Source organism: Mesorhizobium sp. M1D.F.Ca.ET.043.01.1.1 (assembly GCF_003952385.1).
Lineage (GTDB): Bacteria > Pseudomonadota > Alphaproteobacteria > Rhizobiales > Rhizobiaceae > Mesorhizobium.
Genome location: NZ_CP034444.1, coordinates 6,534,637 through 6,558,763 on the forward strand (window position 1 = coordinate 6,534,637; position 24,127 = coordinate 6,558,763).

At 64.2% G+C, this 24,127-nt stretch carries 25 protein-coding genes and 1 pseudogene; 17 read left to right on the plus strand and 9 right to left on the minus strand.

The features are described 5' to 3' along the window. Positions 1-87: 87 nt before the first annotated feature. From EJ067_RS31400 to EJ067_RS31410, 3 genes are all read right to left on the minus strand, one after another. The gene (locus EJ067_RS31400; protein WP_126088971.1) at positions 88-558 is read right to left on the minus strand and encodes a GNAT family N-acetyltransferase; all 471 of its coding nucleotides are present in this window, start codon (positions 556-558) and stop codon (positions 88-90) included. A 125-nt stretch (positions 559-683) separates the two neighbouring features. Further along, the gene (tyrS, locus tag EJ067_RS31405; RefSeq protein WP_126088972.1) at positions 684-1,937 is read right to left on the minus strand and encodes a tyrosine--tRNA ligase; all 1,254 of its coding nucleotides are present in this window, start codon (positions 1,935-1,937) and stop codon (positions 684-686) included. Positions 1,938-2,010: 73 nt separating this feature from the next. Continuing rightward, positions 2,011-2,217 carry a hypothetical protein gene (locus EJ067_RS31410; protein ID WP_126088973.1) on the minus strand — a complete coding sequence of 69 codons (207 nt, stop codon included), beginning with the start codon at positions 2,215-2,217 and terminating at the stop codon, positions 2,011-2,013. Between the two features lie 67 nt (positions 2,218-2,284). Between EJ067_RS31410 and EJ067_RS31415 the strand changes: the two genes are divergently transcribed. After that, on the plus strand, positions 2,285-3,928 hold the full coding sequence (locus tag EJ067_RS31415) for a glycosyltransferase family 39 protein (RefSeq protein WP_126088974.1): 1,644 nt from the start codon (positions 2,285-2,287) through the stop codon (positions 3,926-3,928). A 40-nt stretch (positions 3,929-3,968) separates the two neighbouring features. Continuing rightward, positions 3,969-4,820 carry a phosphatase PAP2 family protein gene (locus EJ067_RS31420; protein ID WP_126088975.1) on the plus strand — a complete coding sequence of 284 codons (852 nt, stop codon included), beginning with the start codon at positions 3,969-3,971 and terminating at the stop codon, positions 4,818-4,820. Positions 4,821-4,867: 47 nt separating this feature from the next. Here EJ067_RS31420 and EJ067_RS31425 read toward each other — a convergent pair whose 3' ends face one another. Next, positions 4,868-5,542, minus strand: coding sequence for an alpha/beta hydrolase (locus tag EJ067_RS31425; RefSeq protein ID WP_066995082.1), 675 nt, complete (start codon positions 5,540-5,542; stop codon positions 4,868-4,870). 255 nt (positions 5,543-5,797) lie between these two features. Here EJ067_RS31425 and EJ067_RS31430 point away from each other — a divergent pair. From EJ067_RS31430 to EJ067_RS31470, 9 genes and pseudogenes are all read left to right on the plus strand, one after another. Next, positions 5,798-6,957: pseudogene (locus tag EJ067_RS31430) on the plus strand (cysteine desulfurase family protein). Positions 6,958-7,190: 233 nt separating this feature from the next. Further along, positions 7,191-8,708 carry a Fe-S cluster assembly protein SufB gene (sufB, locus tag EJ067_RS31435; RefSeq protein ID WP_126088976.1) on the plus strand — a complete coding sequence of 506 codons (1,518 nt, stop codon included), beginning with the start codon at positions 7,191-7,193 and terminating at the stop codon, positions 8,706-8,708. Continuing rightward, entirely contained in the window at positions 8,705-8,902 is a 198-nt protein-coding gene (locus tag EJ067_RS31440; protein ID WP_126088977.1) for a hypothetical protein, read from the plus strand. The genes sufB and EJ067_RS31440 overlap by 4 nt, the downstream gene beginning before the upstream one ends. Before the next feature lie 33 nt (positions 8,903-8,935). Further along, a complete protein-coding gene (gene sufC, locus EJ067_RS31445) occupies positions 8,936-9,691 on the plus strand; it encodes a Fe-S cluster assembly ATPase SufC (protein WP_126088978.1) in 756 nt (251 codons plus the stop codon). Between the two features lie 25 nt (positions 9,692-9,716). Beyond that, the gene (sufD, locus tag EJ067_RS31450; protein WP_126088979.1) at positions 9,717-10,988 is read left to right on the plus strand and encodes a Fe-S cluster assembly protein SufD; all 1,272 of its coding nucleotides are present in this window, start codon (positions 9,717-9,719) and stop codon (positions 10,986-10,988) included. Between the two features lie 104 nt (positions 10,989-11,092). After that, complete coding sequence (locus tag EJ067_RS31455; protein ID WP_126088980.1) at positions 11,093-12,334, plus strand: cysteine desulfurase; 1,242 nt, start codon at positions 11,093-11,095, stop codon at positions 12,332-12,334. A gap of 4 nt (positions 12,335-12,338) precedes the next feature. Then, a complete protein-coding gene (locus EJ067_RS31460; RefSeq protein WP_126088981.1) occupies positions 12,339-12,725 on the plus strand; it encodes an SUF system Fe-S cluster assembly protein in 387 nt (128 codons plus the stop codon). A 107-nt stretch (positions 12,726-12,832) separates the two neighbouring features. After that, positions 12,833-13,219, plus strand: coding sequence for a Fe-S cluster assembly scaffold SufA (gene sufA / locus EJ067_RS31465; RefSeq protein ID WP_126088982.1), 387 nt, complete (start codon positions 12,833-12,835; stop codon positions 13,217-13,219). A gap of 69 nt (positions 13,220-13,288) precedes the next feature. After that, positions 13,289-13,744 (plus strand): DUF2199 domain-containing protein, encoded by a 456-nt coding sequence (locus EJ067_RS31470; protein ID WP_126088983.1) that lies wholly within the window; start codon positions 13,289-13,291, stop codon positions 13,742-13,744. A 1-nt stretch (position 13,745) separates the two neighbouring features. Here EJ067_RS31470 and EJ067_RS31475 read toward each other — a convergent pair whose 3' ends face one another. Beyond that, complete coding sequence (locus EJ067_RS31475) at positions 13,746-14,243, minus strand: GFA family protein (RefSeq protein ID WP_126088984.1); 498 nt, start codon at positions 14,241-14,243, stop codon at positions 13,746-13,748. A gap of 89 nt (positions 14,244-14,332) precedes the next feature. On the opposite strand from EJ067_RS31475, the gene EJ067_RS31480 reads away from it, so the two are divergent. Then, positions 14,333-14,656 carry a TfoX/Sxy family protein gene (locus EJ067_RS31480; RefSeq protein WP_126088985.1) on the plus strand — a complete coding sequence of 108 codons (324 nt, stop codon included), beginning with the start codon at positions 14,333-14,335 and terminating at the stop codon, positions 14,654-14,656. Positions 14,657-14,659: 3 nt separating this feature from the next. Here the strand turns inward: EJ067_RS31480 and EJ067_RS31485 are convergent, their stop codons facing one another. Further along, entirely contained in the window at positions 14,660-15,577 is a 918-nt protein-coding gene (locus tag EJ067_RS31485; RefSeq protein WP_126088986.1) for a pseudouridine-5'-phosphate glycosidase, read from the minus strand. A gap of 49 nt (positions 15,578-15,626) precedes the next feature. Then, the gene (locus EJ067_RS31490) at positions 15,627-16,565 is read right to left on the minus strand and encodes a carbohydrate kinase family protein (RefSeq protein ID WP_126089817.1); all 939 of its coding nucleotides are present in this window, start codon (positions 16,563-16,565) and stop codon (positions 15,627-15,629) included. Positions 16,566-16,847: 282 nt separating this feature from the next. On the opposite strand from EJ067_RS31490, the gene recA reads away from it, so the two are divergent. From recA to EJ067_RS31510, 5 genes are all read left to right on the plus strand, one after another. Further along, positions 16,848-17,945: a recombinase RecA gene (recA, locus tag EJ067_RS31495; RefSeq protein ID WP_126088987.1), complete on the plus strand. Its 1,098-nt coding sequence runs from the start codon at positions 16,848-16,850 to the stop codon at positions 17,943-17,945. 328 nt (positions 17,946-18,273) lie between these two features. Continuing rightward, positions 18,274-20,943 carry an alanine--tRNA ligase gene (gene alaS, locus EJ067_RS31500; RefSeq protein WP_126088988.1) on the plus strand — a complete coding sequence of 890 codons (2,670 nt, stop codon included), beginning with the start codon at positions 18,274-18,276 and terminating at the stop codon, positions 20,941-20,943. Positions 20,944-21,008: 65 nt separating this feature from the next. Further along, positions 21,009-21,830, plus strand: a complete 822-nt coding sequence (locus tag EJ067_RS35570; RefSeq protein ID WP_245468093.1) for an NAD(P)H-binding protein — start codon at positions 21,009-21,011, stop codon at positions 21,828-21,830. A gap of 14 nt (positions 21,831-21,844) precedes the next feature. Beyond that, on the plus strand, positions 21,845-22,246 hold the full coding sequence (locus EJ067_RS35575) for a DoxX-like family protein (RefSeq protein WP_245468094.1): 402 nt from the start codon (positions 21,845-21,847) through the stop codon (positions 22,244-22,246). Next, positions 22,243-22,722, plus strand: a complete 480-nt coding sequence (locus EJ067_RS31510) for a DUF2269 domain-containing protein (protein ID WP_126088989.1) — start codon at positions 22,243-22,245, stop codon at positions 22,720-22,722. The genes EJ067_RS35575 and EJ067_RS31510 overlap by 4 nt, the downstream gene beginning before the upstream one ends. A gap of 36 nt (positions 22,723-22,758) precedes the next feature. On the opposite strand, the gene EJ067_RS31515 is transcribed toward EJ067_RS31510, so the two are convergent. Both EJ067_RS31515 and EJ067_RS31520 read right to left on the minus strand, forming a co-directional pair. After that, entirely contained in the window at positions 22,759-23,385 is a 627-nt protein-coding gene (locus EJ067_RS31515) for a glutathione S-transferase family protein (RefSeq protein ID WP_126088990.1), read from the minus strand. Positions 23,386-23,388: 3 nt separating this feature from the next. After that, on the minus strand, positions 23,389-24,126 hold the full coding sequence (locus EJ067_RS31520) for a hypothetical protein (RefSeq protein WP_126088991.1): 738 nt from the start codon (positions 24,124-24,126) through the stop codon (positions 23,389-23,391). Between the last annotated feature and the right edge of the window lies 1 nt (position 24,127).

The window sequence follows — 24,127 nt, forward strand, 5'->3', positions numbered from 1 at the left end:
CCCGATCACTTGGGCGACCAGGTTCGATGTGGGCGGATGCCCTGTCCCGCTTTACGCCGAAGACGGATATGGATGTTCGCGAAGTCCTCATTCGCCCCTGGGGCGACGCTCCAGAATCACCAATCGCCGCATTGGCCGCCGCATCACAAAGGAGATGATGCGAGCCAGGCTTCCCAACAGATGGTTGCGTCGCACCTTCGCCGGCGCCGACCGCGTCTCGATTTGCTTGAAACCCCACCTTGAATAGGCGCCGGCATTGGGCGCAGCCGTGATCAGCCAAACGGGATTCGGATCGTTGGCGAGCAGCGCATCGATCATGCGCGAAGCGACCCCTTGGCCCCGCGCCTCTTTGGCAACGACGAGCGATCCGAGCTCGTGTGAGCCATCGGCATGTTTGCGTATCTGCACCGCGCCGATGATACGGCCTTCCATTGCCGCAACCAGGAAGTTCGGCCAGTCGATGCCGCTTGGGTTCAGACGCTCCGAATGCACCAACGCGCAAATCGCCTGTTGATCGCGCTCCGTCGCGCGACGAACGACAGCGGCCAACCGATCCATGCCAAACGCCTCCCGCACCGCGATCCGGTCGTATTCCGGCAGCAGGAAGTTTGAGGAGGCGTGTTTCTACCGAATGTCGTTGCGGCCGCGCTTATGTTTCAGCCGGTTGCTGCGGCAGCCTTATGTCAGGTCGGCCGCACCAACACGTGCTTCTTCCTGCCGAGCGAGAGTTTTACGACACCTTCGGCACCCAGATCCTCAAACGTCACCACACGGCGGTCGTCCGTCACCGGCTGGTCGTTGAGACGCACCGCGCCGCCCTGGATGTGCCGGCGCGCCTCGCCGTTGGAGGCCGCGAGCCCGGCGGTCACGAACAGCGACAGGATGCCGATGCCGGCCTCGAGATCGGCCCTGGCCACCTCGACGCTCGGCAGCGTGTCGGCGAGCGCGCCTTCCTCGAAGGTCTTGCGCGCGGTCTCGCTCGCCGTTTCGGCAGCCTCACGGCCGTGCAGCATGGCGGTTATCTCAGTGGCGAGGATCTTCTTCGCCTCGTTGATCTCCGAGCCGCCGAGCTTTTCGAGCCGCGCCACCTCGTCGAGTGGCAGTGTCGTGTAGAGCTTCAGGAAGCGGCCGACATCGGCGTCCTCGGTGTTGCGCCAGTACTGCCAGAACTCGTAAGGCGACAGCATATCCGCATCGAGCCAGACCGCGCCCGAGGCGGACTTGCCCATCTTGGCGCCGGACGAGGTGGTGAGCAGCGGTGTCGTCATCGCATAGAGCTGCGCATTCTCCATGCGGTGGCCAAGGTCGATGCCGTTGACGATGTTGCCCCACTGGTCGGAACCGCCCATCTGCAGCCGGCAGCCGAAGCGCTTGTAGAGCTCGACGAAGTCGTAGGCCTGCAGGATCATGTAGTTGAACTCGAGGAACGACAGCGACTGCTCGCGGTCGAGCCTGAGCTTCACGGAATCGAAGGCCAGCATGCGGTTGACCGAGAAATGCCGGCCGACATCGCGCAGGAAATTGACGTAGTTGATCTCCATCAGCCAGTCGGCATTGTTGACCATGGTGGCGTCGCCGGCGCCGCCGCCGAATTTGAGATAGGGCGCGAAATTGCGGCGGATGCCGGCGAGGTTGTCGTCGATGTCCTGCGGCGTCAGCAGCTTGCGCGCCTCGTCCTTGAAGGAAGGATCGCCGATCATCGAGGTGCCGCCGCCCATCAGCGCGATCGGCCGGTGGCCGGTCTGCTGCAGCCAGTGGAGCATCATGATCTGGATCAGCGATCCGGCATGCAGGCTCTTGGCGGTCGCGTCGAAGCCGATATAGGCGCTCACCGTTTCCTTGGCGAAAAGCTGGTCGAGGCCAGCCTCATCCGAAATCTGGTGGATGAAGCCGCGCTCGCTCATGACGCGCAAGAAATCGGACTTGAAGGCAGACATCTTTTATTCCCGGAGTTCGCCCGGAACCCGGCCGAGCGTGACGTGAAGGGGCGCGTTTAGCATCAGCGGGCGATCAGCAAAAGTGGTTTCCGGTTTTGCGTCCGATCGCCCGCCACTGAAATTGCGCGATCAGCAAAAGTGGTTTCCGGTTTTGCGTCCGATCGCCCGTCACTGAAATTGCGCGATCAGCAAAAGTGGTTCCGGCCTTGCGTTTGATCGCCCGCAACGCCGCGCATCCTTGCTTCGCCCGTTCTGCTGGCGTAATGAGGCGCCCGCGCAAGGGCAGCGCGCTCCCCAAGCGCCGCGACGGGGCCATCCCGCAATCTCAGATCGGACAAGCTCCCGCGATGAACAGGAACATCCTCATCCTCTTTCTGTTCAGCATCCTTGTGACCGTCAGCGGGCTGGCAAGCCTGCCGCCGGTCGACCGCGACGAATCTCGTTTTGTCCAGTCGACCAAGCAGATGGTCGAAAGCGGCGACTATATCGACATCCGTCTGCAGGATGTGACGCGCTACAAGAAACCGATCGGCATCTACTGGCTGCAATCGGCGGCGGTCGCGCTGAGCGGCGAGGGGGCGCAAGCCCCGATCTGGGTCTATCGCCTGGTTTCCATGCTCGGCATCGCGCTCGCCGTCGTCGGCGTCGGCTGGACGGGCACAAAGCTCTTCGGCGCCAATGCCGGCCTTGCCGCCGGGCTGATGATGGCGGCGATCTTCGCCACCGCCTTCGAGGGCCGCGACGCCAAGACCGACGCGATGCTTCTGGCCTGCTGCGTGGCGGCGCAAGGCGCGCTGGCGCAGGTCTATCTGGCCGCGCGCCGCAAAGAGCCGGTGGCCGTCCATCTGCCCTGGATCTTCTGGATCGCGCAGGGGCTGGGCATCCTCATCAAAGGGCCTGTTGCCCCGCTCTTGTCGCTGCTCACGGCCGCGGCGCTGTTCGCCTTCGACCGCGACTGGCGCTGGCTTTTGAAACTGAAGCTGGTGCGCGGCGTCGCAATCGTGCTCGTCATCGTGCTGCCCTGGCTCATCCTCATCAGCTGGAAGAGCGGCGGCGCCTTCTTCCAGGAGGCGGTCGGCAAGGACATGCTGAACAAGGTGGCGCAAGGCGAGGAATCGCACGGCTTGCCGCCCGGCTTCTACATGCTCACCTACTCGCTGTTCATGTGGCCCTTCGGTTTGATCGCGGTCGGCGCCGGGCTGCAGGCCATCAACCGCTTCCGGGACGATCCGCGCCTGCGCTTCTGTCTCTCCTGGTATATCCCGTTCTGGCTGGTCTTCGAGGCGATCCCAACCAAGCTGCCGCACTATGTGATGCCGGCCTATCCCGGCATGGCGCTGCTCATCGGCTGGCTGCTGACCTTGCCGGCCGACCAGGCCAACGCGCCGCTGAAGCGCTGGCAGAACTGGCTGTGGTGGGCGACGGCCTTCGGCGTGGTCGTGGTATCCATCGGGCTGGCCGCAGTGTGCATCGGGGCGCCGATCTATTTCGCCAAAGCCTTCTCCTGGTGGAGCCTCCCGGCGGCGATAGCCGCTCTGATCACCGGCTATCTCGCCTTCCCGCGCCAATTGCAGGTGCCGCTCGGACGCATCGCGGCGATCGCCGTCGGCGCCGGCATCACCTTCAGCCTGCTGTTCGGGGCCATTGCACCATCGCTGAAGCCGATCTGGCTGAGCCCCGCGATCAAGTCATTGGTCGATGCCAACCGTCCTTGCGATACCACTGTCCTCGCCTCGTCTCCCTATCACGAACCGAGCGTGGTGTTCTTGGTCGGCACCAACACCGTGCTGACCGATGTCGACGGCGTCGCAAAACACCTGGCTGCCGATCCTGCCTGCGCGCTGGGACTTGCCCCAATCAAGGACGAGCAGAAGCTCAACGAACTGCTTGCCGGGCAGGGCAAGTCGGCGAAGCGGCTTACCGAGATCGACGGGCTCAACTATTCGTCAGGAGACAAGCTGGCGCTCGGCCTATATCGGGTGGCCCCGTGAGGAATAGTATCGGGTCCCAAACCCCCCTGTAGATTCAACCATGTCCGCCGTCGCCCTCTACCGCCGTTCGTTCGCCAATTTCCTCGACACGATTGCGATCGTGAGGCGACGCTTTGCCGTGCGCCCGGCGCGCTACCCGCAAATTGCATGGCCGGTTTGGGCACTCGCCTGGGTGCTGCTTGCCGCGGCCGCTTTCCTTAGCCTCGATTGCGCCGCCGGCAGGATGCGCGGAGAGTGGACGCCCGGCTTCGTCCATTTCACCGATTTCTTCACCGATTTCGGCCTGGGCGGCTGGTACCTCATCCCCGCGGCTCTTTGTCTCGTCGCGGCCAATCTGACGGACTGGCGGCGCCTTTCCCGGCAAACGCGGCTGCTCGTCTACAACTGGACGTGCCTTGCCTTCCTGGTGCTTTGCGCCGTCGGCCTTTCCGGGCTCGCGGTCAATTTGCTGAAATACGGCATCGGCCGCGCGCGCCCGCTCTATTTCAACGACTTCGGCGTGCTGTCGCTGCATCCCTTCGCCATGGATGCGCGCTTCGCCGGTTTTCCGTCCGGTCACGCCACGACGATGGGAGCGGTGTTCGGCATCCTGCTGCTCTTGTTCCCAAAACGCTGGCATATCGCGCTGGCGGTCACGGCCTGCATCGCCTCGACGCGCGTCTTCGTCGGCGCGCATTATCCGAGCGACACGGTGGCTGGCTTCGGGCTTGGTCTTGCCTTCGCGATCGTCTCGGGACTGGTCTTCGCGCGGCTCGGCTTCATCTTCCGGCGGCCATCCTCGAGCAGACCGGTGCCCAAGCGCACGTTCCGGCTGGGATGGTCGAGCGGGCCCAAAGACAGAATAGCGTCAGCTCGGCAGAGCCGCGAAAACCTGTCAGCCGATCACCCTTAGAGCGGTTCAGCGTTTCATGGCTATTTGCCGCCGAGACCGCCCGCAGCCTATCTCAGCCGCTTCGGCCGCGGATCGGCGAGCTCGCCCGCCAGTCGCCGGTCGAGGTAGTCGGCGCACTCGTCGATCAGCAGTTCGGCGTGGTTGGCAAAGAAATGGTTCGCGCCGGAGATCGTCTTCTGCGTGATGGTGATGCCCTTTTGCGTGTGCAGCTTGTCGACCAGCGTCTGCACGTCCTTCGGTGGCGCCACCTTGTCGGCATCGCCGTGGATGATGAGCCCGGACGACGGGCAGGGCGCCAGGAAGGAGAAGTCGTAGGTGTTGGGCTGCGGGGCGACCGAGATGAAGCCCTCGATCTCCGGCCGGCGCATGAGCAGCTGCATGCCGATCCACGAGCCGAAGGAATAGCCGGCAACCCAGCAGCTCTTGGAATCCGGATGCAGCGACTGCACCCAGTCTAGCGCGGCGGCAGCGTCCGACAGTTCGCCGGTGCCATGGTCGAACTCGCCCTGACTGCGGCCGATGCCGCGGAAATTGAAGCGAAGCGTGGTGAAATCGCGCTTCTGGAACATGTAGAAGAGGTCGTAGACGATCTTGTTGTTCATCGTGCCGCCGAATTGCGGGTGCGGGTGCAGCACGATGGCGATGGGCGCGCTCTTTTCCTTGGAAGGCTGGTAGCGTCCCTCCAGGCGACCAGCCGGACCGGCGAAAATGACCTCAGGCATAAAATACTCCACGTGGCATTCGAAGGCGCTTTCCCTTGGCCCGGACTCTTCCTTTGGCCCATTCTGTGGCCTTGACGCCGGGCAAGCGTCTTCCTAGAAGCTAGTTTAGAATTGTTCAAAACTGGGTGGCCGAAAACGCAATGGTCCGGTCGCCCGCGCCGCAAGCCGGGTAAATAGGACGGCTTGCCTTGCAATTTCAAGGAAATAACGCGCTATCCTCGCGGATTGGCTGCTGACGGGACCGACGGAAGGAAAATGGCCGCAACTCGCGCCTATCTCGACTACAACGCCAGCGCACCTCTCATGGCAGAGGCGCGGTCGGCGATGGTCGCCGCGCTCGATGCCGCCAATCCGTCGTCGGTGCACTCGGAGGGCCGCGCGGCGCGCCGGCTGATCGAGGACGCCAGGCGCGACGTGGCAAGGCTGGTCAACGCCAGGCCCGAACATGTCGTGTTCACCTCGGGCGCGACGGAAGCCGCGTCGACGCTGCTCACCCCCGACTGGCAGATGGGGCGCGGCGCCATCCGCATGAGCCGCCTTTACGTCTCTGAGGCCGACCATCCCTGCGTGCTCGGTGGCGGACGTTTTCCGGCCGCGCAGGTGACGCGGATCGGCGTCGATCGGAACGGCGTTGCCGACCTCGACGCGCTGGCCAAGGCGCTGGCCGCGCACGACAGGGCCGACGGCCTGCCGCTGGTGGCGATCCATGCCGCCAATAACGAGACGGGTGTCGTTCAGCCGGTCGGCCGCATCGCGGAGATCGTCAAGCGGGAGGGCGGTGTGCTGGTGGTCGACGCCGTGCAAGCTGCCGGGCGGATTCCGATCGACATGTCAGCCGGTTATGCCGACTATCTGATCCTGTCCTCGCACAAGATCGGCGGCCCAAAGGGCGTCGGCGCCATCGTCGCCCAGACCGACCTGATGATGCCGCAGCCGCTGATCAATGGCGGCGGCCAGGAAAAGGGCCATCGCGCCGGCACGGAGAATCTTCCCGGCATCGCCGGTTTCGGCGCTGCGGCGCGGGCAGCACTCGCCGGCCTGGATGCGATGGATGCGGTCGCGCATTGTCGCGACGAGATCGAGGCGATCCTGAAGGAGCTCGCCCCCGACGCGGAAATCTTTGGAGCGGCGGCGCCACGGCTTGCCAACACGACATTCTTCGCTATTCCAGGCGTCAAGGCCGAAACGGCGCAGATCGGCTTCGATCTCGCCGGCGTTGCGTTGTCAGCCGGTTCAGCCTGCTCGTCGGGAAAGGTCGGGCCAAGCCATGTGCTGAAGGCGATGGGCCACGGCGACAGCCTCGGCGCCCTGCGCGTCTCGATCGGCCGCGCCACGGGTGGCGAGGAGATCGAGGCGTTCCGGAAAGCCCTGGGGGCGTTGTCGCGCGCCGGGCCGGGAAGGAAAAAGCTGCCTGACGGCGGCAGGAGCATCGGATGCGGGCCCAGGGCTCCCGAATCCGGTTCGAAATGAAATTCAGGCCATTCGGCCTGGTAGAGCCGTGCGTTTTGTCTTGGCCGGGTGAATTCCCGGTCGAAACGCACTATATGGAGCTTACGCCGCTCCGGGCGCCTCGCAGGTGCCCGGTCCCAAGCGGTGCCATAGTTTGAAAACTGCCGGGCCTTGACCCCGGCGTGGATGGAGAACGCTTATGCCTGCTGTGCAGGAGACGATCGATCGAGTCCGAAAGATCGACGTCGACCAGTATAAATACGGATTCCAGACAGAGATCGAGATGGACAAGGCCCCCAAGGGCCTGAGCGAAGACATCATTCGCTTGATCTCCGAGAAGAAGGGCGAGCCGGACTGGATGCTGGAATGGCGTCTGGGCGCCTTTCGGCGATGGCTGACGCTGGAAGAGCCGACCTGGGCGCGCGTCCACTATCCGAAGATCGACTTCCAGGACATCCACTACTACGCCGCGCCAAAGAGCACGCCCGGCCCGAAGTCGCTGGACGAGGTCGATCCCGAACTGCTCAAGGTCTATGAGAAGCTCGGCATCCCGCTGAAGGAGCAGGAGATCCTTGCCGGCGTCCAGAAGACCGATGACTCGGAATTCGAGGAAGCCAACGACAACGTCTACAAGTCGGGCCGCGTCGCGGTCGACGCCGTGTTCGATTCGGTCTCGGTCGTCACCACCTTCAAGAAGGAGCTGGCTCAGGCCGGCGTCATCTTCTGCTCGATCTCGGAAGCGATCCGCGAGCATCCGGAACTGGTGCAGAAATATCTCGGCTCGGTCGTGCCGACCACCGACAATTTCTACGCCACGCTGAACTCGGCCGTGTTCACTGACGGCTCCTTCGTTTTCGTGCCGAAGGGCGTTCGCTGCCCGATGGAGCTGTCGACCTATTTCCGCATCAACGAGAAGAACACCGGCCAGTTCGAGCGCACGCTGATCATCGCCGAGGAGGGAGCCTATGTCTCCTATCTCGAGGGCTGCACGGCGCCGCAGCGCGACGAGAACCAGCTGCATGCGGCGGTGGTCGAACTGATCGCGCTCGACGATGCCGAGATCAAATATTCGACGGTGCAGAACTGGTACCCGGGCGATGCCGAGGGCAAGGGCGGCGTCTACAATTTCGTCACCAAGCGCGGCGACTGCCGTGGCGACCGCTCGAAGATCTCGTGGACGCAGGTCGAGACCGGTTCGGCGATCACCTGGAAATATCCGAGCTGCATCCTGCGCGGCGACGATTCCAGCGGCGAGTTCTATTCGATCGCGGTGTCGAACGGCTACCAGCAGGTCGATAGCGGCACCAAGATGATCCATCTCGGCAAGAACACGTCGAGCCGCATCATCTCGAAGGGCATCGCCGCCGGCTTCTCGCAGAACACCTATCGCGGCCAGGTCTCGGCGCATCGCAAGGCGACCAACGCCCGCAACTTCACCAACTGCGACTCGCTTCTGATCGGCGACCAGTGCGGCGCGCACACCGTGCCGTACATGGAAGCCAAGAACGCGACGGCGAAGTTCGAGCACGAGGCGACGACGTCGAAGATATCCGAGGACCAGAAGTTCTACGTCATGCAGCGCGGCATTCCCGAGGAGGAGGCGATCGCGCTGATCGTCAACGGCTTCGTCAAGGACGTCATCCAGCAGTTGCCGATGGAGTTCGCCGTCGAGGCGCAGAAGCTGATTGGCATCAGCCTCGAGGGAAGTGTGGGGTGACAAAGGCGCCCAAACGTGAATCCGCAGAAAAGCACGTCTATCTGCGGGATCGAATGGACAGCTGGGAACAGAGGCTGCAACTGGCATTGTGTTTGGGCGCCGCGGGTGTTGCGTTGCTTGTCGCGGCCTATTCGCCGGCTGGCTTTTGGCAGGGGCTTTTGGAAGCCTTGAAGCAGTTGATAAATCGGATTTAGCCGGGCAGGCGGCTACGGATAGGACGAACAAGAATGCTTGAAATCAGAAACCTCCATGCCCGCATCGTCGATGACGGCACCGAGATCATCCGCGGGCTGAACCTGACGGTGCAAGCCGGCGAGGTCGCCGCCATCATGGGCCCGAACGGCTCGGGTAAGTCGACGCTCTCTTACATCCTCGCCGGCCGCGAGGACTATGAGGTCACCGAGGGCGACATCCTCTATAACGGCCAGTCGATCCTTGAAATGGATCCGGCCGAGCGCGCAAGCGCCGGCATCTTCCTCGCCTTCCAGTATCCGATGGAGATACCGGGTGTCGCGACCATGGAGTTCCTGAAGGTGGCGATGAACGAGCAGCGCAAGGCGCGCGGCGAGGAACCGCTGAAGGTTCCGGAGTTCCTGAAGCGCGTGAAGGAGGCGGCGGCCTCGCTCAACATGGACATGAACATGCTGAAGCGGCCGCTCAATGTCGGCTTCTCCGGCGGCGAGAAGAAGCGCGCCGAGATCCTGCAGATGAAGCTGCTCGAGCCGAAGCTCTGCGTGCTCGACGAAACCGATTCCGGTCTCGATATCGACGCGCTAAAGATCGTCGCCGATGGCGTCAACGCGCTGCGCTCGCCGGAGCGCGCGATCGTCGTCATCACCCACTACCAGCGCCTGCTCGAACACATCGTGCCGGACAGCGTGCACGTGCTCTACAAGGGCCAGGTCATCAAGTCGGGCGACAAGTCGCTGGCGCTCGACCTCGAAACCAACGGCTATGCCGGCGTTATCGGGCAAGCCGCGTGAGATGGGGCCGAGTGAGGCGAGAGCAATGAACATGCACGCACAGCCCCAGCGGACCTTGGCCGAAACGGCGCTGATCGATGCCTTCGGCGAGCGGCTGTCGCTGCTGCCCGGCGACGGCGCGGTGATGGTCAAGCGCGACGGCGCGATCGAGGCGATCAAGCACGGCCTGCCGACGCGGCGCATCGAATCCTGGCACTATACGGATCTGCGCCGGCTGCTGACCTCGGTGCCGGCCTTCGAGGCAGACGGCATCGCAAAGGCGCTCGATCCGGTTCTCGACGGTTCCGCCGTGCTGCCAGTGCTGAACGGCGTCTCGAACGCCAAGCTGCCCGAGATCGAGGGCGTCACGGTGCAGCGCCTGTCGGAAAAACTCACCGACGGCAGCGTAGCGCCGGGGCTGGATTCCTATGGCGCCGATGACGCGATTGGCGCGCTGAACACCGCCTTCGTCGCCGACGGCTATTTCGTCGACATCGCCGACGGCGCTGAACTGGAAAAGCCGATCGAATTGCAGAACCTGCAGTCCGGCGGCCAGACGCATGTGCGGCTGCTGACGCGCGTCGGCGCTGGCGTCAAGGCGGTCATCGTCGAGCGCCAGGCGGGCGAAGGCAGCGATGCTCTGGTCAGCTCGGTGAGCCAGCTCATGGTCGGCGATGGCTCCGAAGTGACCTGGCTGATCGTGCAGGAGCAGTCGGCCACGGCCACCCATCTCGCCCAGTTCAAGGCGCATATCGGCAAGGATGCGAAGCTGACGCTGTTCGTCATGAACGCCGGCGGCAGGCTGGTGCGCCAGGAAGTGGTGGTCAGGACGACGGGGGAGGGCGCCGACTTCAAGCTGCGCGGCATCAACCTGCTGGCCGGCGACACGCATACCGACACCACCATGGTGCTCGACCATGCCGTGCCGCACACGACCTCGACCGAAGTGATGCGCAACGTGGTGACCGGCAAGGCGCGCGGCGTCTTCCAGGGGCGCATCAACGTGCATCAATACGCGCAGAAGACCAACGCCAAGATGGCCTGCAACACGCTGCTGTTGTCGGACGACGGCGAGTTCTCGACCAAGCCAGAGCTGGAGATCTTCGCCGACGACGTCGTCTGCGGTCATGGCGCCACCGTCACCGAGATCGATCACGACCATCTGTTCTACCTGATGGCGCGCGGCATCGACGAGAAGACCGCCCGGGGCCTGCTGGTGAAGGCTTTCGTGGCCGAAGTGATCGAGGAACTGGACGACGAGAGCATCGTCGAGGCGCTGGAAGCGCGGCTCGACGGCTGGTTTTTGACGCACGGGTAGCGCCCGAGCTTCTCCCCTTGCGGGAGAAGGTGGATCGGCGCGCAGCGCCGAGACGGATGAGGGGTGTTGGAAGGATCGCGGCCGCGGCCGGCAAGGACTTCGAAATGGATCAGAAGATCGAAACCGCTCCTTATGACGTCGAGGCGATCCGCCGCGACTTCCCGATCCTGTCGCGCCAGGTCTATGGCAAGCCGCTGGTCTATCTCGACAACGGCGCTTCGGCGCAAAAGCCGCAGGTGGTGCTCGACACCATCCAGCACGCCTATTCCGAAGAATACGCCAACGTCCATCGCGGCCTGCATTTCCTGTCGAACGCCGCGACGGATGCCTATGAGAAGGCGCGTGAGACGGTGCGCCGCTTCCTCAATGCGCCGAGCACCGACAACATCGTTTTCACCTCCAACACCACTTCGGCGATCAACACGGTCGCCTATGGCTGGGGCATGCCGAGGATCGGCGAGGGCGACGAGATCGTGCTCTCGATCATGGAGCACCACTCCAACATCGTGCCCTGGCATTTCATCCGAGAGCGGCAGGGCGCCAAGCTCGTCTGGGTGCCGGTCGACGACCTCGGCGCCTTCCACATCGAGGAATTCGAGAAGCGCCTGACCAGCCGCACCAGGCTCGTCGCCATCACCCACATGTCCAACGCGCTGGGCACCGTGACGCCGATCAAGGAGATCGTGCGCATCGCCCATTCGCGCGGCATTCCGGTGCTGGTCGACGGCAGCCAGAGCGCGGTGCATATGCCGATCGATGTGCAGGACCTCGATTGCGATTTCTTCGTCTTCACCGGCCACAAGGTCTACGGCCCATCCGGCATCGGCGTGCTCTATGGCAAGAAGCAACTGCTGGAAGAGATGCGCCCCTTCATGGGCGGCGGCGAGATGATCGAGGAGGTGACGGAGGAGATCGTCACCTACAACGAGCCGCCGCACCGTTTCGAGGCCGGCACGCCGCCGATCGTGCAGGCGATCGGGCTGGGCGCGGCGTTGGAGTACATGGAAAAGGTCGGCCGCGAGCGCATTGCCGCACATGAGGCGGACCTCAAGGACTATGCGCATGAGCGGCTCAGGGCCATCAACTCGCTGCGCATCTTCGGCGACGCGCCGGGCAAGGGCGCCATCATCTCGTTCGAATTGCAGGGCATCCATGCCCATGACGTGTCGATGGTGATCGACCGCCAGGGCGTTGCCGTGCGCGCCGGCACCCATTGCGCCCAGCCACTGTTGAAACGCTTCGGCGTGACCTCCACATGCAGGGCATCATTCGGCATGTATAATACCAGGGCCGAAGTCGACGCTTTGGCCGATGCGCTGGAAAAGGCGCGAAAGTTCTTCGGGTGAGACCATGGACGATGTGAGCACCACCGCTGAGACTGCCCAGGCCGCGAACGGTATCGTCTCGGCCTCGGCGATCCCCGCCGAGGAGCTGGCGCGGCTGACCGACGACATCGTCTCGGCGCTGAAGACGGTCTACGACCCGGAAATCCCGGCCGACATCTACGAGCTTGGCCTGGTCTACAGGATCGACATCGAGGACGACCGCACCGTCAAGATCGACATGACGCTGACCGCGCCGGGCTGCCCGGTGGCCGGCGAGATGCCCGGCTGGGTCGAGAACGCGGTCGGCGCCGTCGAGGGCGTTTCCGGCGTCGAGGTCAACATGGTGTTCGACCCGCCGTGGACCCCGGACCGCATGTCGGAAGAGGCGCAGGTCGCGGTCGGGTGGTATTGACCAACGGCCCGACAAGATTGGCTGACTTGCAGCAAAGGTGAAACTTCACCATTTTAAGGGCAGACTCATTCCGCGGGCCTTGAACCCGCGCGAACGTGGAGAATGAAATGGGACGCTTCGCCGTCATCACGATGACCGACAGGGCCGCCGACCGCGTGCGCGAGATCGTCGCCACGCGCGACAAAGCGCACGGCATCCGCCTCGGCATCCGGAAGGGCGGCTGCGCCGGCATGGAATATACGATCGACCTGGTCACCGAGCCGAACTCGAAGGACGATCATGTCGAGCGCGACGGCGCGCATGTCTATGTCGCGCCCGAAGCGGCGCTGTTCCTGCTCGGCACCGAGATGGATTTCGAGCAGACGACGCTGCGCACCGGCTTCACCTTCAGAAATCCGAACCAGAGCTCGGCTTGCGGCTGCGGCGAATCCGTCGAGCTGAAGCCCGCCGATCTCAAGGCGCTTGCCGAGGCACGCTCCTCAAGCGCCGCCTAGGTGAACGCTGAGGCATATCGCTGGCGATGTGCCTGCTGTGATCAGGAGCATACCGGGCTTCCCACTGACATGGCCTTCAGCACGCCGGTGAATCCCGACGCGCTTGACGATGTGGCTCGGTCGACCTTCCGCAAGAACGACGATTTTTGCATGGTGAGCTACGCTACAGGGCAAACAGACCGGTTCATTCGGTGCCTGCTGGCTTTGCCCGTGCCTCAGTTGTCCGACGAGTTCTGCTTCGGCGTTTGGATGTCGGTCTCGGAAAGAAGCTGGAATGTCTATCGGGACGGATATGACAGCGGCCAATATGAGGATGAACTCTGCTTCGGTTATTTGATGCACGACATTCCCGAGTATCCAAGCTCGATGCACCTGCATGCCAATGTCGTGTTTCAGCCTGGCAATCAGCGCCCGAGGGTGTTTCTGCATGATGCAGACCATCCGTTGGTCGCAGCGCAGCGCGAAGGGGTGGATGTGACGCAGATCGAGCGCTGGGTTGCGCTTACGCATCGCCCTGAAGCCTAGATTAATCCACCCACATGCCGGTCCGCTTGTGCCAGTCGGCGATCGATTCCTCCGGATAGACCTCGAACACCTTGTCTTGTCTGCCGATTACCGGTTCGACCCAGTTCGCCTTGTATTTCAGCATCAGGTGGACCTTTTCCGGCGGTTTCGGCAGGTCGCTGTCGATCGCTGACGCGAAGGGGTGGACGAGGTCCGGCCAGGTCGGATCGTAGAGCCAGAGCGCGGCGCCGCACTTCCTGCAGAAATTGCGCTCCCCGGTCGAGACCTCGCAATGCGGATGCTCGTCATCCTCGATCTCGGCGCGAAAGACGCCGAGGCTGCGCTTGCCTCTGATGTTCATAGTCTCGTAGTCGGCGCCGAGATTGATGGCAAAACCGCCGCCGCCCTGCTGCTTGCGGCAGATCGAGCAGTAGCAGAGCATGAACGGCACCGGCGTGTGGCTTTCGACTTCGAAGGCGACGGCGCCGCAGCGACAGGAGCCTTTGAGCAGGACAGGCATGGCGGGAGCTCCGTTTTCGTGTCTCAACCTGTCAGCATGCCTTTGGTTGCGGCGATGACAAGGCCCATGCCGGATGAGATGATCGCGGCATGGACAATGCGCGCCTTGAAGAACTGTTCGAAAGCCTGGGGCCGATCAGCATCCGAAAGATGTTCGGCGGCAAGGGCATCTATTGCGACGGCGTCATCGTCGCGGTCGTCGTGCGCGGCGAGCTGATGCTGAAGGCCGACCAGGAGAGCATTCCGGAGTTCGAGGCCGCCGGCTGCAGCCGGTGGACCTATACCGGCTCGCGCCATGGCAAGGAGGTGGCGATGCCCTATTGGAGCGTTCCCGATGACGCCTTCGACGATCCTGACGAAATGGCGATCTGGGTGCGGAGGGCGTACGAGGCCGGGCGAAGGGCGGGCAGATAAGGTCTACAGCGCCTTCGCGATCTCCGCTGCCAGCCGCGCATTGTTCTCGACCAGCGCTATGTTGGTCTTGAGGCTGCGGCCGCCGGTGAGTTCCAGGATCTTCGACAGCAGGAACGGCGTCACCGCCTTGCCGGTGACGTTCTGCGCCTCGGCGGCCTTCTGCGCGGCCTGGATATAGCCGTCCATCTCGGCGGCGGGGATCTCGTCATTCCGCGGCACCGGATTGGCGACCAGAATGCCGCCGCCAAGGCCGAGCGCTTGCCGCGTATGGTAGAAATGCGCGAAGTCCTGCGGGGCGTGCAGCGTCAGCGGCGCGCGGAAGGGCGATTGCCTGGACCAGAAGGCCGGCATGGTCTCGCAGCCATGGCCGACAACCGGCACGCCGCGCGTTTCCAGCACTTCCAGCGTCTTTTCGATGTCGAGGATGGCCTTGGCGCCGGCCGAGACGACGATGACCGGGGTGCGCGCCAGCTCGTCGAGGTCGGCCGAAATGTCGAAGCTCTTTTCCGCGCCCCTGTGGACGCCGCCGATGCCGCCGGTGGCGAACACCTTTATGCCGACCATGTGGGCGGCGATCATGGTTGCGGCAACGGTGGTGCCGCCGGTGCGCCTTTGAGCGACGGCAAAGCCGATATCGGCGCGCGACAGCTTCATGGCATCGCCGGTCATGGCGAGCGATTCGCGCTCGCCATCGGACAGGCCGATCTTGATGCGGCCGTCGACCACGGCGATCGTCGCCGGCACCGCGCCGCCGTCGAGGATGATCTGCTCGACCTTGGCCGCCATCGCGCCATTGTCGGGGTAGGGCATGCCATGGGTGATGATGGTGCTTTCCAGCGCCACCACCGGCCGCCCGGCAGCAAGCGCCTCCGCCACCGGCAGGTGGATGTCGATGAAGGGACGGGCGGTTTCCGGCGTCATGGCTATTCTCCAATCCGGAGAAACACTCCGGCAAGATGGTTTGGTGGTCCTATGCCACCTCCCGTGCCTCCGGCACAAGGGCAAGCGCCTGCGCGAAACTGGCGGCCGTGAAGGACGGGACCGCCTCCGCGCTCTCGATGGCGAGCATCGCCGCGGCAACACCTTCTCGCAGCGCTGCCCGCAAGGGCAGGCCGCGCAGCAGCGCGGCAACCGCGGCCCCGGTCAACGCGTCGCCGGCGCCTGTCACGTCGGCGACCCGTCGCGGCGCCGGCGGGTCGATGGCAAAGACGCCGGATTGGTCGAAGCCCAGCACCGGCGCGCTGCCCGCCGTGACCACGCCCGCCGCCAGCCCCACGCGCTTCAGCGCGTCGACAAGATTCCGGCCGGACATGTCGGCGCCGGCGAGCGCCGCCGCCTCGCGGCGGTTCATGAACAGCAGCGAGAGATTGCCGAGCAGTGGCGCCAGCCGCACGACCTTGGCCGGCGAGATGGCGATGGCGAAGACCGGCACGCCGCCGGCTTGCGCGACGAGACGCTCGAGCGCCGCGGTCGGCAGGTTCGCGTCGCAGAGGATCGCGTCAACCCCGGCGATCGCCTCGCGCACCTTGGCGCGGCGGATCTGCTTGGGGAAGGCGAGGTCGTAAAGGCCCATATCGGCAAAGCCGACGATCAGCTCGCCCTCGCCGTCGATCAGCGCCGTGTAGCTCGGCGTCGTGCGGTCGAGGAACACCACCGAAAGATCGTCGATGCCGGCGCCGGCGATCGCCGCTGCGACCGTCTCAGCCGCCGCATCGCCGCCGCGCACCGAAAGCAGCGAGGCCGACACGCCGCGCTTCACGACGCTGCGCAGCGCGTTGAAGACGCCGCCGCCGACATCCTCGCGCATGATGCCGGGGTTGGAAGCGGCGGGCACATAGACGCCCGACACCTGGCCGCGCCTGTCGATATGGGCGCCGCCCAGCGCCAGGATTCTTGGGGAAGTCGGCATGCCGGAGAAGTGACCTTCGTTGATTGTTCGCGTGCGCACACTAGGTTTCCGCGCATCGCCCCGCAATCGGCGTCGCGATTCGGGCCGGCCGGATAGCGAAGTCTCTTTTGGGCCAATAGCGTCGTCGCGCGCTAGTTCTAGTGAGACAAAACTAGAACAAATCGAGATATTGATTGTTTTTCAGTTGGTTGTTGCCTCTTGCCAAATGAGAACAAAAAAGGTACAAAACGGCAGGGATCGCGGATTGTCCGGCCTTCATTGACGACCAAGGGGTGATGTATCATGGCTCAGAATTCTTTGCGGCTTGTAGAGGATAAGGCAGTGGACAAATCAAAGGCTCTGGATGCGGCGCTGTCGCAAATCGAGCGCGCTTTCGGCAAGGGCTCGATCATGCGGCTCGGCGCCAACGAGCAGGTGGTCGAGATCGAAACCGTGCCGACGGGATCGCTCGGCCTCGACATCGCGCTCGGCGTCGGCGGCCTGCCGCGCGGCCGCATCATCGAAATCTACGGGCCGGAAAGCTCGGGCAAGACGACGCTGGCGCTGCACACGGTTGCGGAAGCCCAGAAGAAGGGCGGCATCTGCGCCTTCGTCGATGCCGAGCACGCGCTCGATCCGGTCTATGCCCGCAAGCTCGGCGTCGATCTCGAAAACCTCCTGATCTCGCAGCCCGACACCGGCGAGCAGGCGCTGGAGATCTGCGACACGCTGGTGCGTTCCGGCGCCATCGACGTGCTGGTGGTCGATTCGGTCGCGGCGCTGACGCCGCGCGCCGAAATCGAGGGCGAGATGGGCGATGCGCTTCCCGGTCTGCAGGCCCGCCTGATGAGCCAGGCGCTGCGCAAGCTCACCGCCTCGATCTCGCGCTCCAACACCATGGTCATCTTCATCAACCAGATCCGCATGAAGATCGGCGTCATGTTCGGCTCGCCGGAAACCACCACCGGCGGCAACGCGCTGAAATTCTACGCCTCGGTGCGTCTCGACATTCGCCGCATCGGCTCGGTCAAGGACCGCGACGAGGTGGTCGGCAACCAGACCCGCGTCAAGGTGGTGAAGAACAAGCTGGCCCCGCCCTTCAAGGTGGTCGAGTTCGACATCATGTATGGCGAGGGCGTGTCGAAGACCGGCGAGCTCGTCGATCTCGGGGTCAAGGCTGGTGTGGTCGAAAAGTCGGGCGCCTGGTTCTCCTACAATTCGCAGCGTCTCGGCCAGGGCCGCGAGAACGCCAAGCTGTTCCTGCGCGACAATCCCGATACGGCGCGCGAGATCGAGCTGGCGCTCAGGCAGAATGCCGGGCTGATCGCGGAAAAATTCCTCGAGAATGGCGGCTCTGAAGGCGGCGACGACGGTTTTGAGGGCGAAGCCGGCGCGATGTGAGGCCAGGCAATTCCGGGAAAACTGCGCAGCGGTTTTCCGTCCGGAATTGCCTAGAGCGGCTGGATCGGCCGGAGTTTGGCCATAATCCTGTTATATTTGCATATGCTTATGTAATCGAGTTCTTGGTAATGCGTCCCGAACCGCCGGCCTTCGTGCCGGCGGTTTGCGTTTGGGGCGGGGACACACCCTGTCCAGCCGGTGGATTGGTCCAATTCCGTGTTTCTGGACAGGGTCAAGAGCTACGGCTAAAAGGCCAATCTACCTTCTGAAACACGAAGCCCATTTTGCCGCCGGCCCAGCCGGCGGTTCCTACGAAAAGGCAGTATCCATGAGTGGCGTGAACGACATCCGGTCGACATTCCTCGACTACTTCCGCAAGGAGGGTCACGAGATCGTTGCCTCCAGCCCGCTGGTGCCGCGCAACGATCCGACGCTGATGTTCACCAACGCCGGCATGGTGCAGTTCAAGAACGTCTTCACCGGCCTGGAGAAGCGGCCCTATTCGCGCGCCTCGACGGCGCAGAAGAGCGTGCGCGCCGGCGGCAAGCACAATGACCTCGACAATGTCGGCTATACCGCGCGCCATTTGACCTTCTTCGAGATGCTCGGCAATTTCTCGTTCGGCGACTATTTCAAGGAACGCGCGATTGAGCTTGCCTGGAACCTGATCACCAGGGATTTCGGCCTGCCGAAGGACAAGCTCCTGGTCACCGTCTATCACACCGATGACGAGGCGGCCGGCTACTGGAAGAAGATCGCCGGCTTCTCCGACGATCGCATCATCCGCATCCCGACGTCGGACAATTTCTGGGCGATGGGCGACACCGGACCTTGCGGACCGTGCTCGGAAATCTTCATCGACCGCGGCGAGCATATCTGGGGCGGCCCGCCCGGCAGCCCGGAAGAGGATGGCGACCGGTTCCTCGAATTCTGGAACCTGGTGTTCATGCAATACGAGCAGGTGACGAAGGACGAGCGAATCGACCTGCCGCGTCCGTCGATCGACACCGGCATGGGCCTGGAGCGCATGGCGTCCATCCTGCAAGGGGTGGAGAGCGTCTTCGAGACCGACCTGTTCAAGCATCTCATCGACGCCGCGTCCTCCGCGCTCGGGCAGAGTCCCAATCCGGAGAACGTCGCGTCCTACCGCGTGATCGCGGACCACCTGCGTTCATGTTCCTTCCTGGTGGCTGATGGTGTGCTGCCGTCCAACGAGGGCCGCGGCTATGTGCTGCGCCGCATCATGCGCCGCGGCATGCGTCATGCGCAGCTGCTCGGCGCGAAAGAGCCGCTGATGTGGCAGCTGGTGCCGGCGCTGGTGCGCGAGATGGGTCAGGCCTATCCGGAACTGGCGCGCGGCGAAGCGCTGATCACCGAGACGCTGAAGCTCGAGGAGACGCGTTTCCGCAAGACGCTGGTGCGCGGCCTCGGCCTGCTTTCCGAGGCGACGGAACAGCTCCATGCAGGCGACATGCTGGACGGCGAGACGGCCTTCAAGCTCTACGACACCTATGGCTTCCCGCTCGACCTGACGCAGGACGCGCTGCGCCAGCGCAGCATCTCTGTCGATCTTGCCGGCTTCACCGATGCGATGGAGCGGCAGAAGGCGGAGGCGCGGGCGCATTGGGCGGGGTCCGGCGAAGCGGCGACCGAGACGATCTGGTTCCCCATCCGCGAGACGGTGGGCGCGACCGACTTCCTCGGCTACGAAACGGAGGAGGCGGAAGGCCTGATCCAGGCGCTGGTCAAGGACGGCAAGACCATCGACAGCGCAAGCCAGGGCGACGCGGTGGCCGTGGTCGTCAACCAGACGCCGTTCTATGGCGAATCCGGCGGCCAGATGGGCGACACCGGCGTGATTTCCGGCGAGGGCTTCTCGGTGGAGGTCTCCGACACGCAGAAGAAGGCCGACGGGCTGTTCGTGCATCTAGGCAAAGTGACGAGCGGCACCGTCAAGACAGGTGCTACCGTCGAGCTCAAGGTCGACCATGCGCGCCGCTCGAAGCTGCGCGCCAACCATTCCGCGACGCATCTCATCCACGAGGCGCTGCGCGAGGTGCTTGGCTCCCATGTCGCGCAGAAGGGCTCGCTGGTCGCGCCCGACCGGCTGCGCTTCGACATTTCGCACAACAAGCCGATCTCGCCGGACGATCTCGAGGATGTCGAGCGCATGGCGAACGAGATCGTGGTGCAGAATAGCCCGGTGACGACGCGCCTGATGTCGGTCGACGATGCCATCGCCGAGGGCGCCATGGCGCTGTTCGGCGAGAAGTATGGCGACGAGGTGCGCGTCGTGTCGATGGGCACGGGACTGCATGGCGCCAAGGCCAACCGTCCCTATTCGGTCGAGCTTTGCGGCGGCACGCATGTCAGGTCGACCGGCGATATCGGGCTGGTGCGCATCCTGTCGGACAGCGCGGTCGCCGCCGGCGTGCGCCGGATCGAGGCGCTGACCGGCGAGGCGGCGCGCAGGCACCTCGACGAACAGGACAAGCGCCTGAAGGCAGCGGCGGCGGCGTTGAAGATCTCGCCGGCCGATGTGCCGGCGCGCGTCGAGGCGCTGCTCGATGAGCGCAAGAAGCTCGAAAAGGAATTGAGCGAAGCGCGAAAGAAACTGGCGCTGGGCGCCGGCACCGCCGTGGCCGATGCTCCGGCCGCCAACGAGACCGTCGCCGGTGTCGGCTTTCTCGGCAAGGCGGTCACGGGTGTCGCGCCGAAGGATCTGAAGCCGCTGGCCGATGCCGGCAAGAAGACGCTCGGCTCCGGCGTGGTCGTCTTCGTCGGCGCCGGCGAGGACAACAAGGCGAGCGTGGTGGTCGGCGTCACCGAAGACCTCACCGGCCGTTTCAGCGCCATCGATCTGGTGCGCGTCGCGTCCGCCGCGCTTGGCGGGCAGGGCGGCGGCGGGCGTCCCGACATGGCGCAAGCCGGCGGCCCCGACGCCTCCAGAGCCGACGACGCGATCGCGGCGGTGCGGGCGGCGCTCGAAGCCGCCTGAGCGAGCGGATGAAGGTCCTTGTCCTTGGCGGCTATGGACTGATCGGAGAAGCCGTCCTCGGACGCTTGGTCGAGGACGGTCACGACCTTGTCGGGGTCGGTCGTGACGTCCACGATGCGCGGCGTCGCAAACCGGATGTACGATGGATCGCGGCGGATATGTCGCGACTGCTCGCGGCGGCAGACTGGATGCCCTTGCTTGTCGGCGTGGGGGCCGTGGTGAACGCCGCTGGCGCTTTGCAGGATGGCCCGCGCGACCATCTGGACGCGATACACCGGCTGTCGATCGCCGCTCTCGTCACTGCTTGCGAACAGGCCGGTGTACGCCAACTGGTTCAGGTCTCCGCGATCGGCGCAGATCCCGCTTCCGACAACGCGTTCTTTCGAACCAAGGCCGAAGGCGACCGCGCGGTGGCGTCATCCTCGCTGGAATGGACGATCCTGCGGCCCGGCCTGGTCATCGCGCCGGGCGCTTATGGCGGGACAGCTTTGTTGCGCGCACTGGCCGCGTTTCCGTGGTTCGTGCCAGCCATCCTTGCGGACCGGCCGATCCAAACAGTACCCATTGCGGAAGTCGCGGAGGCGGTATCGCGTGCCGTCGGGGGCCGTCTGGCGCGTGGGCAGATCATCGACCTCGTCGAGGAACGGGCCAGACCGCTTGGCGCGGTCCTGCTTGAATTTCGAGCCTGGCTCGGCCTGCCCAAGGCGCGGGTCGTGACGGTGCCGGCGATTGTCGGGCGGCTCGCCGGCATGGTCGCCGATGGGCTCGGCCTTCTCGGATGGCGATCTCCCTTGCGCAGTGCGGCCCTTGCCGCGCTGGAGAAGGGCGTCACCGGCAACTCGAACCCTGGGCCGATATCGCTGATCGCCCACCGCAAGCTCTGGTAGCAACGCTGGCAGCCATGCCGGCGCATGCTCAGGAGCGGTGGTTCGCGCGCCTGTGGCTGCTGAAGCCTGTGGTGTTGGCCGTCTTGTCGTTGTTCTGGCTGTTCTCGGGCGTTGTCGGCCTTGTCCGGCATGATGCGGCCCCCGACATTCTCATCTCGCGCGGCCTGCCGGGAACGCTGGCGTTCGGGATGGTTGTTGCCGGAAGTATCGCCGACATCGTCGTCGGCGTCGCGGTTGTCGCTCGGCCCTTCGCACGATCGGCGCTGATGGCGATGATAGCCATCACCTTGCTCTACCTTGCCGCCGCGGCTGCGCTTGCTCCCGATCTGTGGCTCGATCCGCTCGGGGCCATCGTCAAGGCCGTGCCTGTGCTTTGCCTCGTCCTGGTGGCTCTGGCGATTTTGGAAGAGCGATGAGCCTTTGGGCGGACATATTGCGGTGGTTGCACGTGATCGGCGCCACTGTGCTGTTCGGCACTGGCGCCGGCATAGCGTTCTTCATGCTGATGGCGCAGCGGACCGGCAAGCCCGAGATCGTCGCTCATGTCGCCGGTACGGTCGTGATTGCCGACGCCATCTTCACGGCAACGGCTGTCGTGTTTCAGCCGATCACCGGCGCGCTGCTGGCGCGCGAGATGGGGTGGCCGCTCAGCCAAGGCTGGATCGTGCTTTCGCTGCTGCTCTATGCGGTTGCCGGCGCCTTCTGGCTGCCGGTTGTCTGGATCCAGATGCGCCTGCGCGATCTCGCGCGGCAGGCTGTACTGCAAAATGCCCCTCTGCCCGAAGAGGAGAGGCGCCTCTTTCGCGTCTGGTTCGCCTTCGGCTTTCCGGCCTTCGGCGCAGTGCTTGCGATCCTCTGGCTGATGGTGACTCGCCCCGAAATCGGGTTTTAGAGCCGGCGGTCACGCTGCAGCCTGCCGTGGGGTGCTTCAGCCTGCCTTCTTCGTCCGGGCAAAGCTCGGGCGTGCGGCGATGCGCGAATACCAGCTCTCGATGTCCGCAAACCGTGCCAGCGTATCGCGCCCTTCCGCGACCTTGACGAAATAGGCGATGACCGGCGCCGCGTGCAGGTCGGCCAGCGTCAGCTGGTCGCCGAGCAGCCACGGGCCGTTTGCCTTGAGCGACGCCAGCACCTTGAGCACGGTCTCGGCCTGGCTTAGGCCGCCGGCGATCAGCGCCTCGTCGGGCGCTTCTTTCTCCAGCCGCTCCACGGCAACGTCCCAGACCATGGCGCGGTAGCCATAGGCGTCGAGCATGCGGGCAATCTGGCCCATCCTCGCACGGCCGCGCGGATCGGCGGGCTGCAGCGCCGGACCGTCGAAGGCCTCGTCGACGTAGCGTGCGATGGCGCTGGTCTCGAAGAGACGAAAACCGTCATGCTCGAAGGCCGGGATGCGGCCGAACGGGTGGTGCTCGAGATACCAGGCCGGAATGCCGTCGGCCGAGAAGATGTCGAGCGGGACAAGTTCGTAGTCGACGCCTTTTTCCTCCAGCGTCATCCGTGCGATACGGACATAGACGCTGTAGTCGGCGCCGTAGAGGATCGGCTTTGCCATTTGCTATTCCTCTTTGTCTTGGCTGTCCCGTATCCAGACACGCAGCGGGCCGGCGGCTTGAAAGCCGCAGGCCAGTGCTTCATCCAACCCGGCGTCGCGGTCATACGCTACCAGCGCGCGACATCTAGCAAACGCATTGGCTGCTGCCCGCACTGCATCCCGATATGTCGGACTGCCATCGGTGGCAAAGACATTTGACAACCCAGTCACCAACTCGGATCTATTGGCTATGCAGCCGGCGGCAAAGCCGTCAGCCGTCCGTCGGCCAAGGATAGCGATTGCGGGGTCGGCCAGGACTGCCGCTGGAAAGACACGGCCGTTGGAGGGGCTTGCGCGATCCGCCCAGGCAAATTCCCACATCTCCAAGCTGGCAGCGTCCTCAACACGCTCCCAACCGGAAGGCGTCCTCGTCGGATGACCTAGGTCCGTCCAGATCCAGCTTGCGTCGAAGAGCTGACTGAACCCGAGCGGTTGGAGATCGAGACGGCAGAACCCGTCCTTGACCGAAAAGCTGGTAGCAAGGACGGATGTCAGTCTGGCTATTTCCGCAAGTTGGACCGTTATGGCATCGGCATCCAGAGTAGCGACATTGGGGTAGTAAGGAGGTGCTTGCCGGTCGCTGGACCAGACGAAGTCGCTCCTCAGATCACTTAGCCCATGCGCCTTGAAAATAGCCTGACAGAGATCGGCGTTATTGCCAGCGCAAAGGCGGACCCTTTCGCTGGCAACAATGCTAGGCACT

What these genes read in the sequence shown, in the direction of transcription:
- EJ067_RS31400 (WP_126088971.1), bottom strand. Translation starts at nt 558, where the DNA reads ATGGATCGGTTGGCCGCTGTCGTTCGTCGCGCGACGGAGCGCGATCAA.
- tyrS (WP_126088972.1), bottom strand. Translation starts at nt 1,937, where the DNA reads ATGTCTGCCTTCAAGTCCGATTTCTTGCGCGTCATGAGCGAGCGCGGC.
- EJ067_RS31415 (WP_126088974.1), top strand. Translation starts at nt 2,285, where the DNA reads ATGAACAGGAACATCCTCATCCTCTTTCTGTTCAGCATCCTTGTGACC.
- EJ067_RS31420 (WP_126088975.1), top strand. Translation starts at nt 3,969, where the DNA reads ATGTCCGCCGTCGCCCTCTACCGCCGTTCGTTCGCCAATTTCCTCGAC.
- EJ067_RS31425 (WP_066995082.1), bottom strand. Translation starts at nt 5,542, where the DNA reads ATGCCTGAGGTCATTTTCGCCGGTCCGGCTGGTCGCCTGGAGGGACGC.
- sufB (WP_126088976.1), top strand. Translation starts at nt 7,191, where the DNA reads ATGCCTGCTGTGCAGGAGACGATCGATCGAGTCCGAAAGATCGACGTC.
- sufC (WP_126088978.1), top strand. Translation starts at nt 8,936, where the DNA reads ATGCTTGAAATCAGAAACCTCCATGCCCGCATCGTCGATGACGGCACC.
- sufD (WP_126088979.1), top strand. Translation starts at nt 9,717, where the DNA reads ATGAACATGCACGCACAGCCCCAGCGGACCTTGGCCGAAACGGCGCTG.
- EJ067_RS31455 (WP_126088980.1), top strand. Translation starts at nt 11,093, where the DNA reads ATGGATCAGAAGATCGAAACCGCTCCTTATGACGTCGAGGCGATCCGC.
- EJ067_RS31460 (WP_126088981.1), top strand. Translation starts at nt 12,339, where the DNA reads ATGGACGATGTGAGCACCACCGCTGAGACTGCCCAGGCCGCGAACGGT.
- sufA (WP_126088982.1), top strand. Translation starts at nt 12,833, where the DNA reads ATGGGACGCTTCGCCGTCATCACGATGACCGACAGGGCCGCCGACCGC.
- EJ067_RS31470 (WP_126088983.1), top strand. Translation starts at nt 13,289, where the DNA reads ATGGCCTTCAGCACGCCGGTGAATCCCGACGCGCTTGACGATGTGGCT.
- EJ067_RS31475 (WP_126088984.1), bottom strand. Translation starts at nt 14,243, where the DNA reads ATGCCTGTCCTGCTCAAAGGCTCCTGTCGCTGCGGCGCCGTCGCCTTC.
- EJ067_RS31480 (WP_126088985.1), top strand. Translation starts at nt 14,333, where the DNA reads ATGGACAATGCGCGCCTTGAAGAACTGTTCGAAAGCCTGGGGCCGATC.
- EJ067_RS31485 (WP_126088986.1), bottom strand. Translation starts at nt 15,577, where the DNA reads ATGACGCCGGAAACCGCCCGTCCCTTCATCGACATCCACCTGCCGGTG.
- EJ067_RS31490 (WP_126089817.1), bottom strand. Translation starts at nt 16,565, where the DNA reads ATGCCGACTTCCCCAAGAATCCTGGCGCTGGGCGGCGCCCATATCGAC.
- recA (WP_126088987.1), top strand. Translation starts at nt 16,848, where the DNA reads ATGGCTCAGAATTCTTTGCGGCTTGTAGAGGATAAGGCAGTGGACAAA.
- alaS (WP_126088988.1), top strand. Translation starts at nt 18,274, where the DNA reads ATGAGTGGCGTGAACGACATCCGGTCGACATTCCTCGACTACTTCCGC.
- EJ067_RS35575 (WP_245468094.1), top strand. Translation starts at nt 21,845, where the DNA reads ATGCCGGCGCATGCTCAGGAGCGGTGGTTCGCGCGCCTGTGGCTGCTG.
- EJ067_RS31510 (WP_126088989.1), top strand. Translation starts at nt 22,243, where the DNA reads ATGAGCCTTTGGGCGGACATATTGCGGTGGTTGCACGTGATCGGCGCC.
- EJ067_RS31515 (WP_126088990.1), bottom strand. Translation starts at nt 23,385, where the DNA reads ATGGCAAAGCCGATCCTCTACGGCGCCGACTACAGCGTCTATGTCCGT.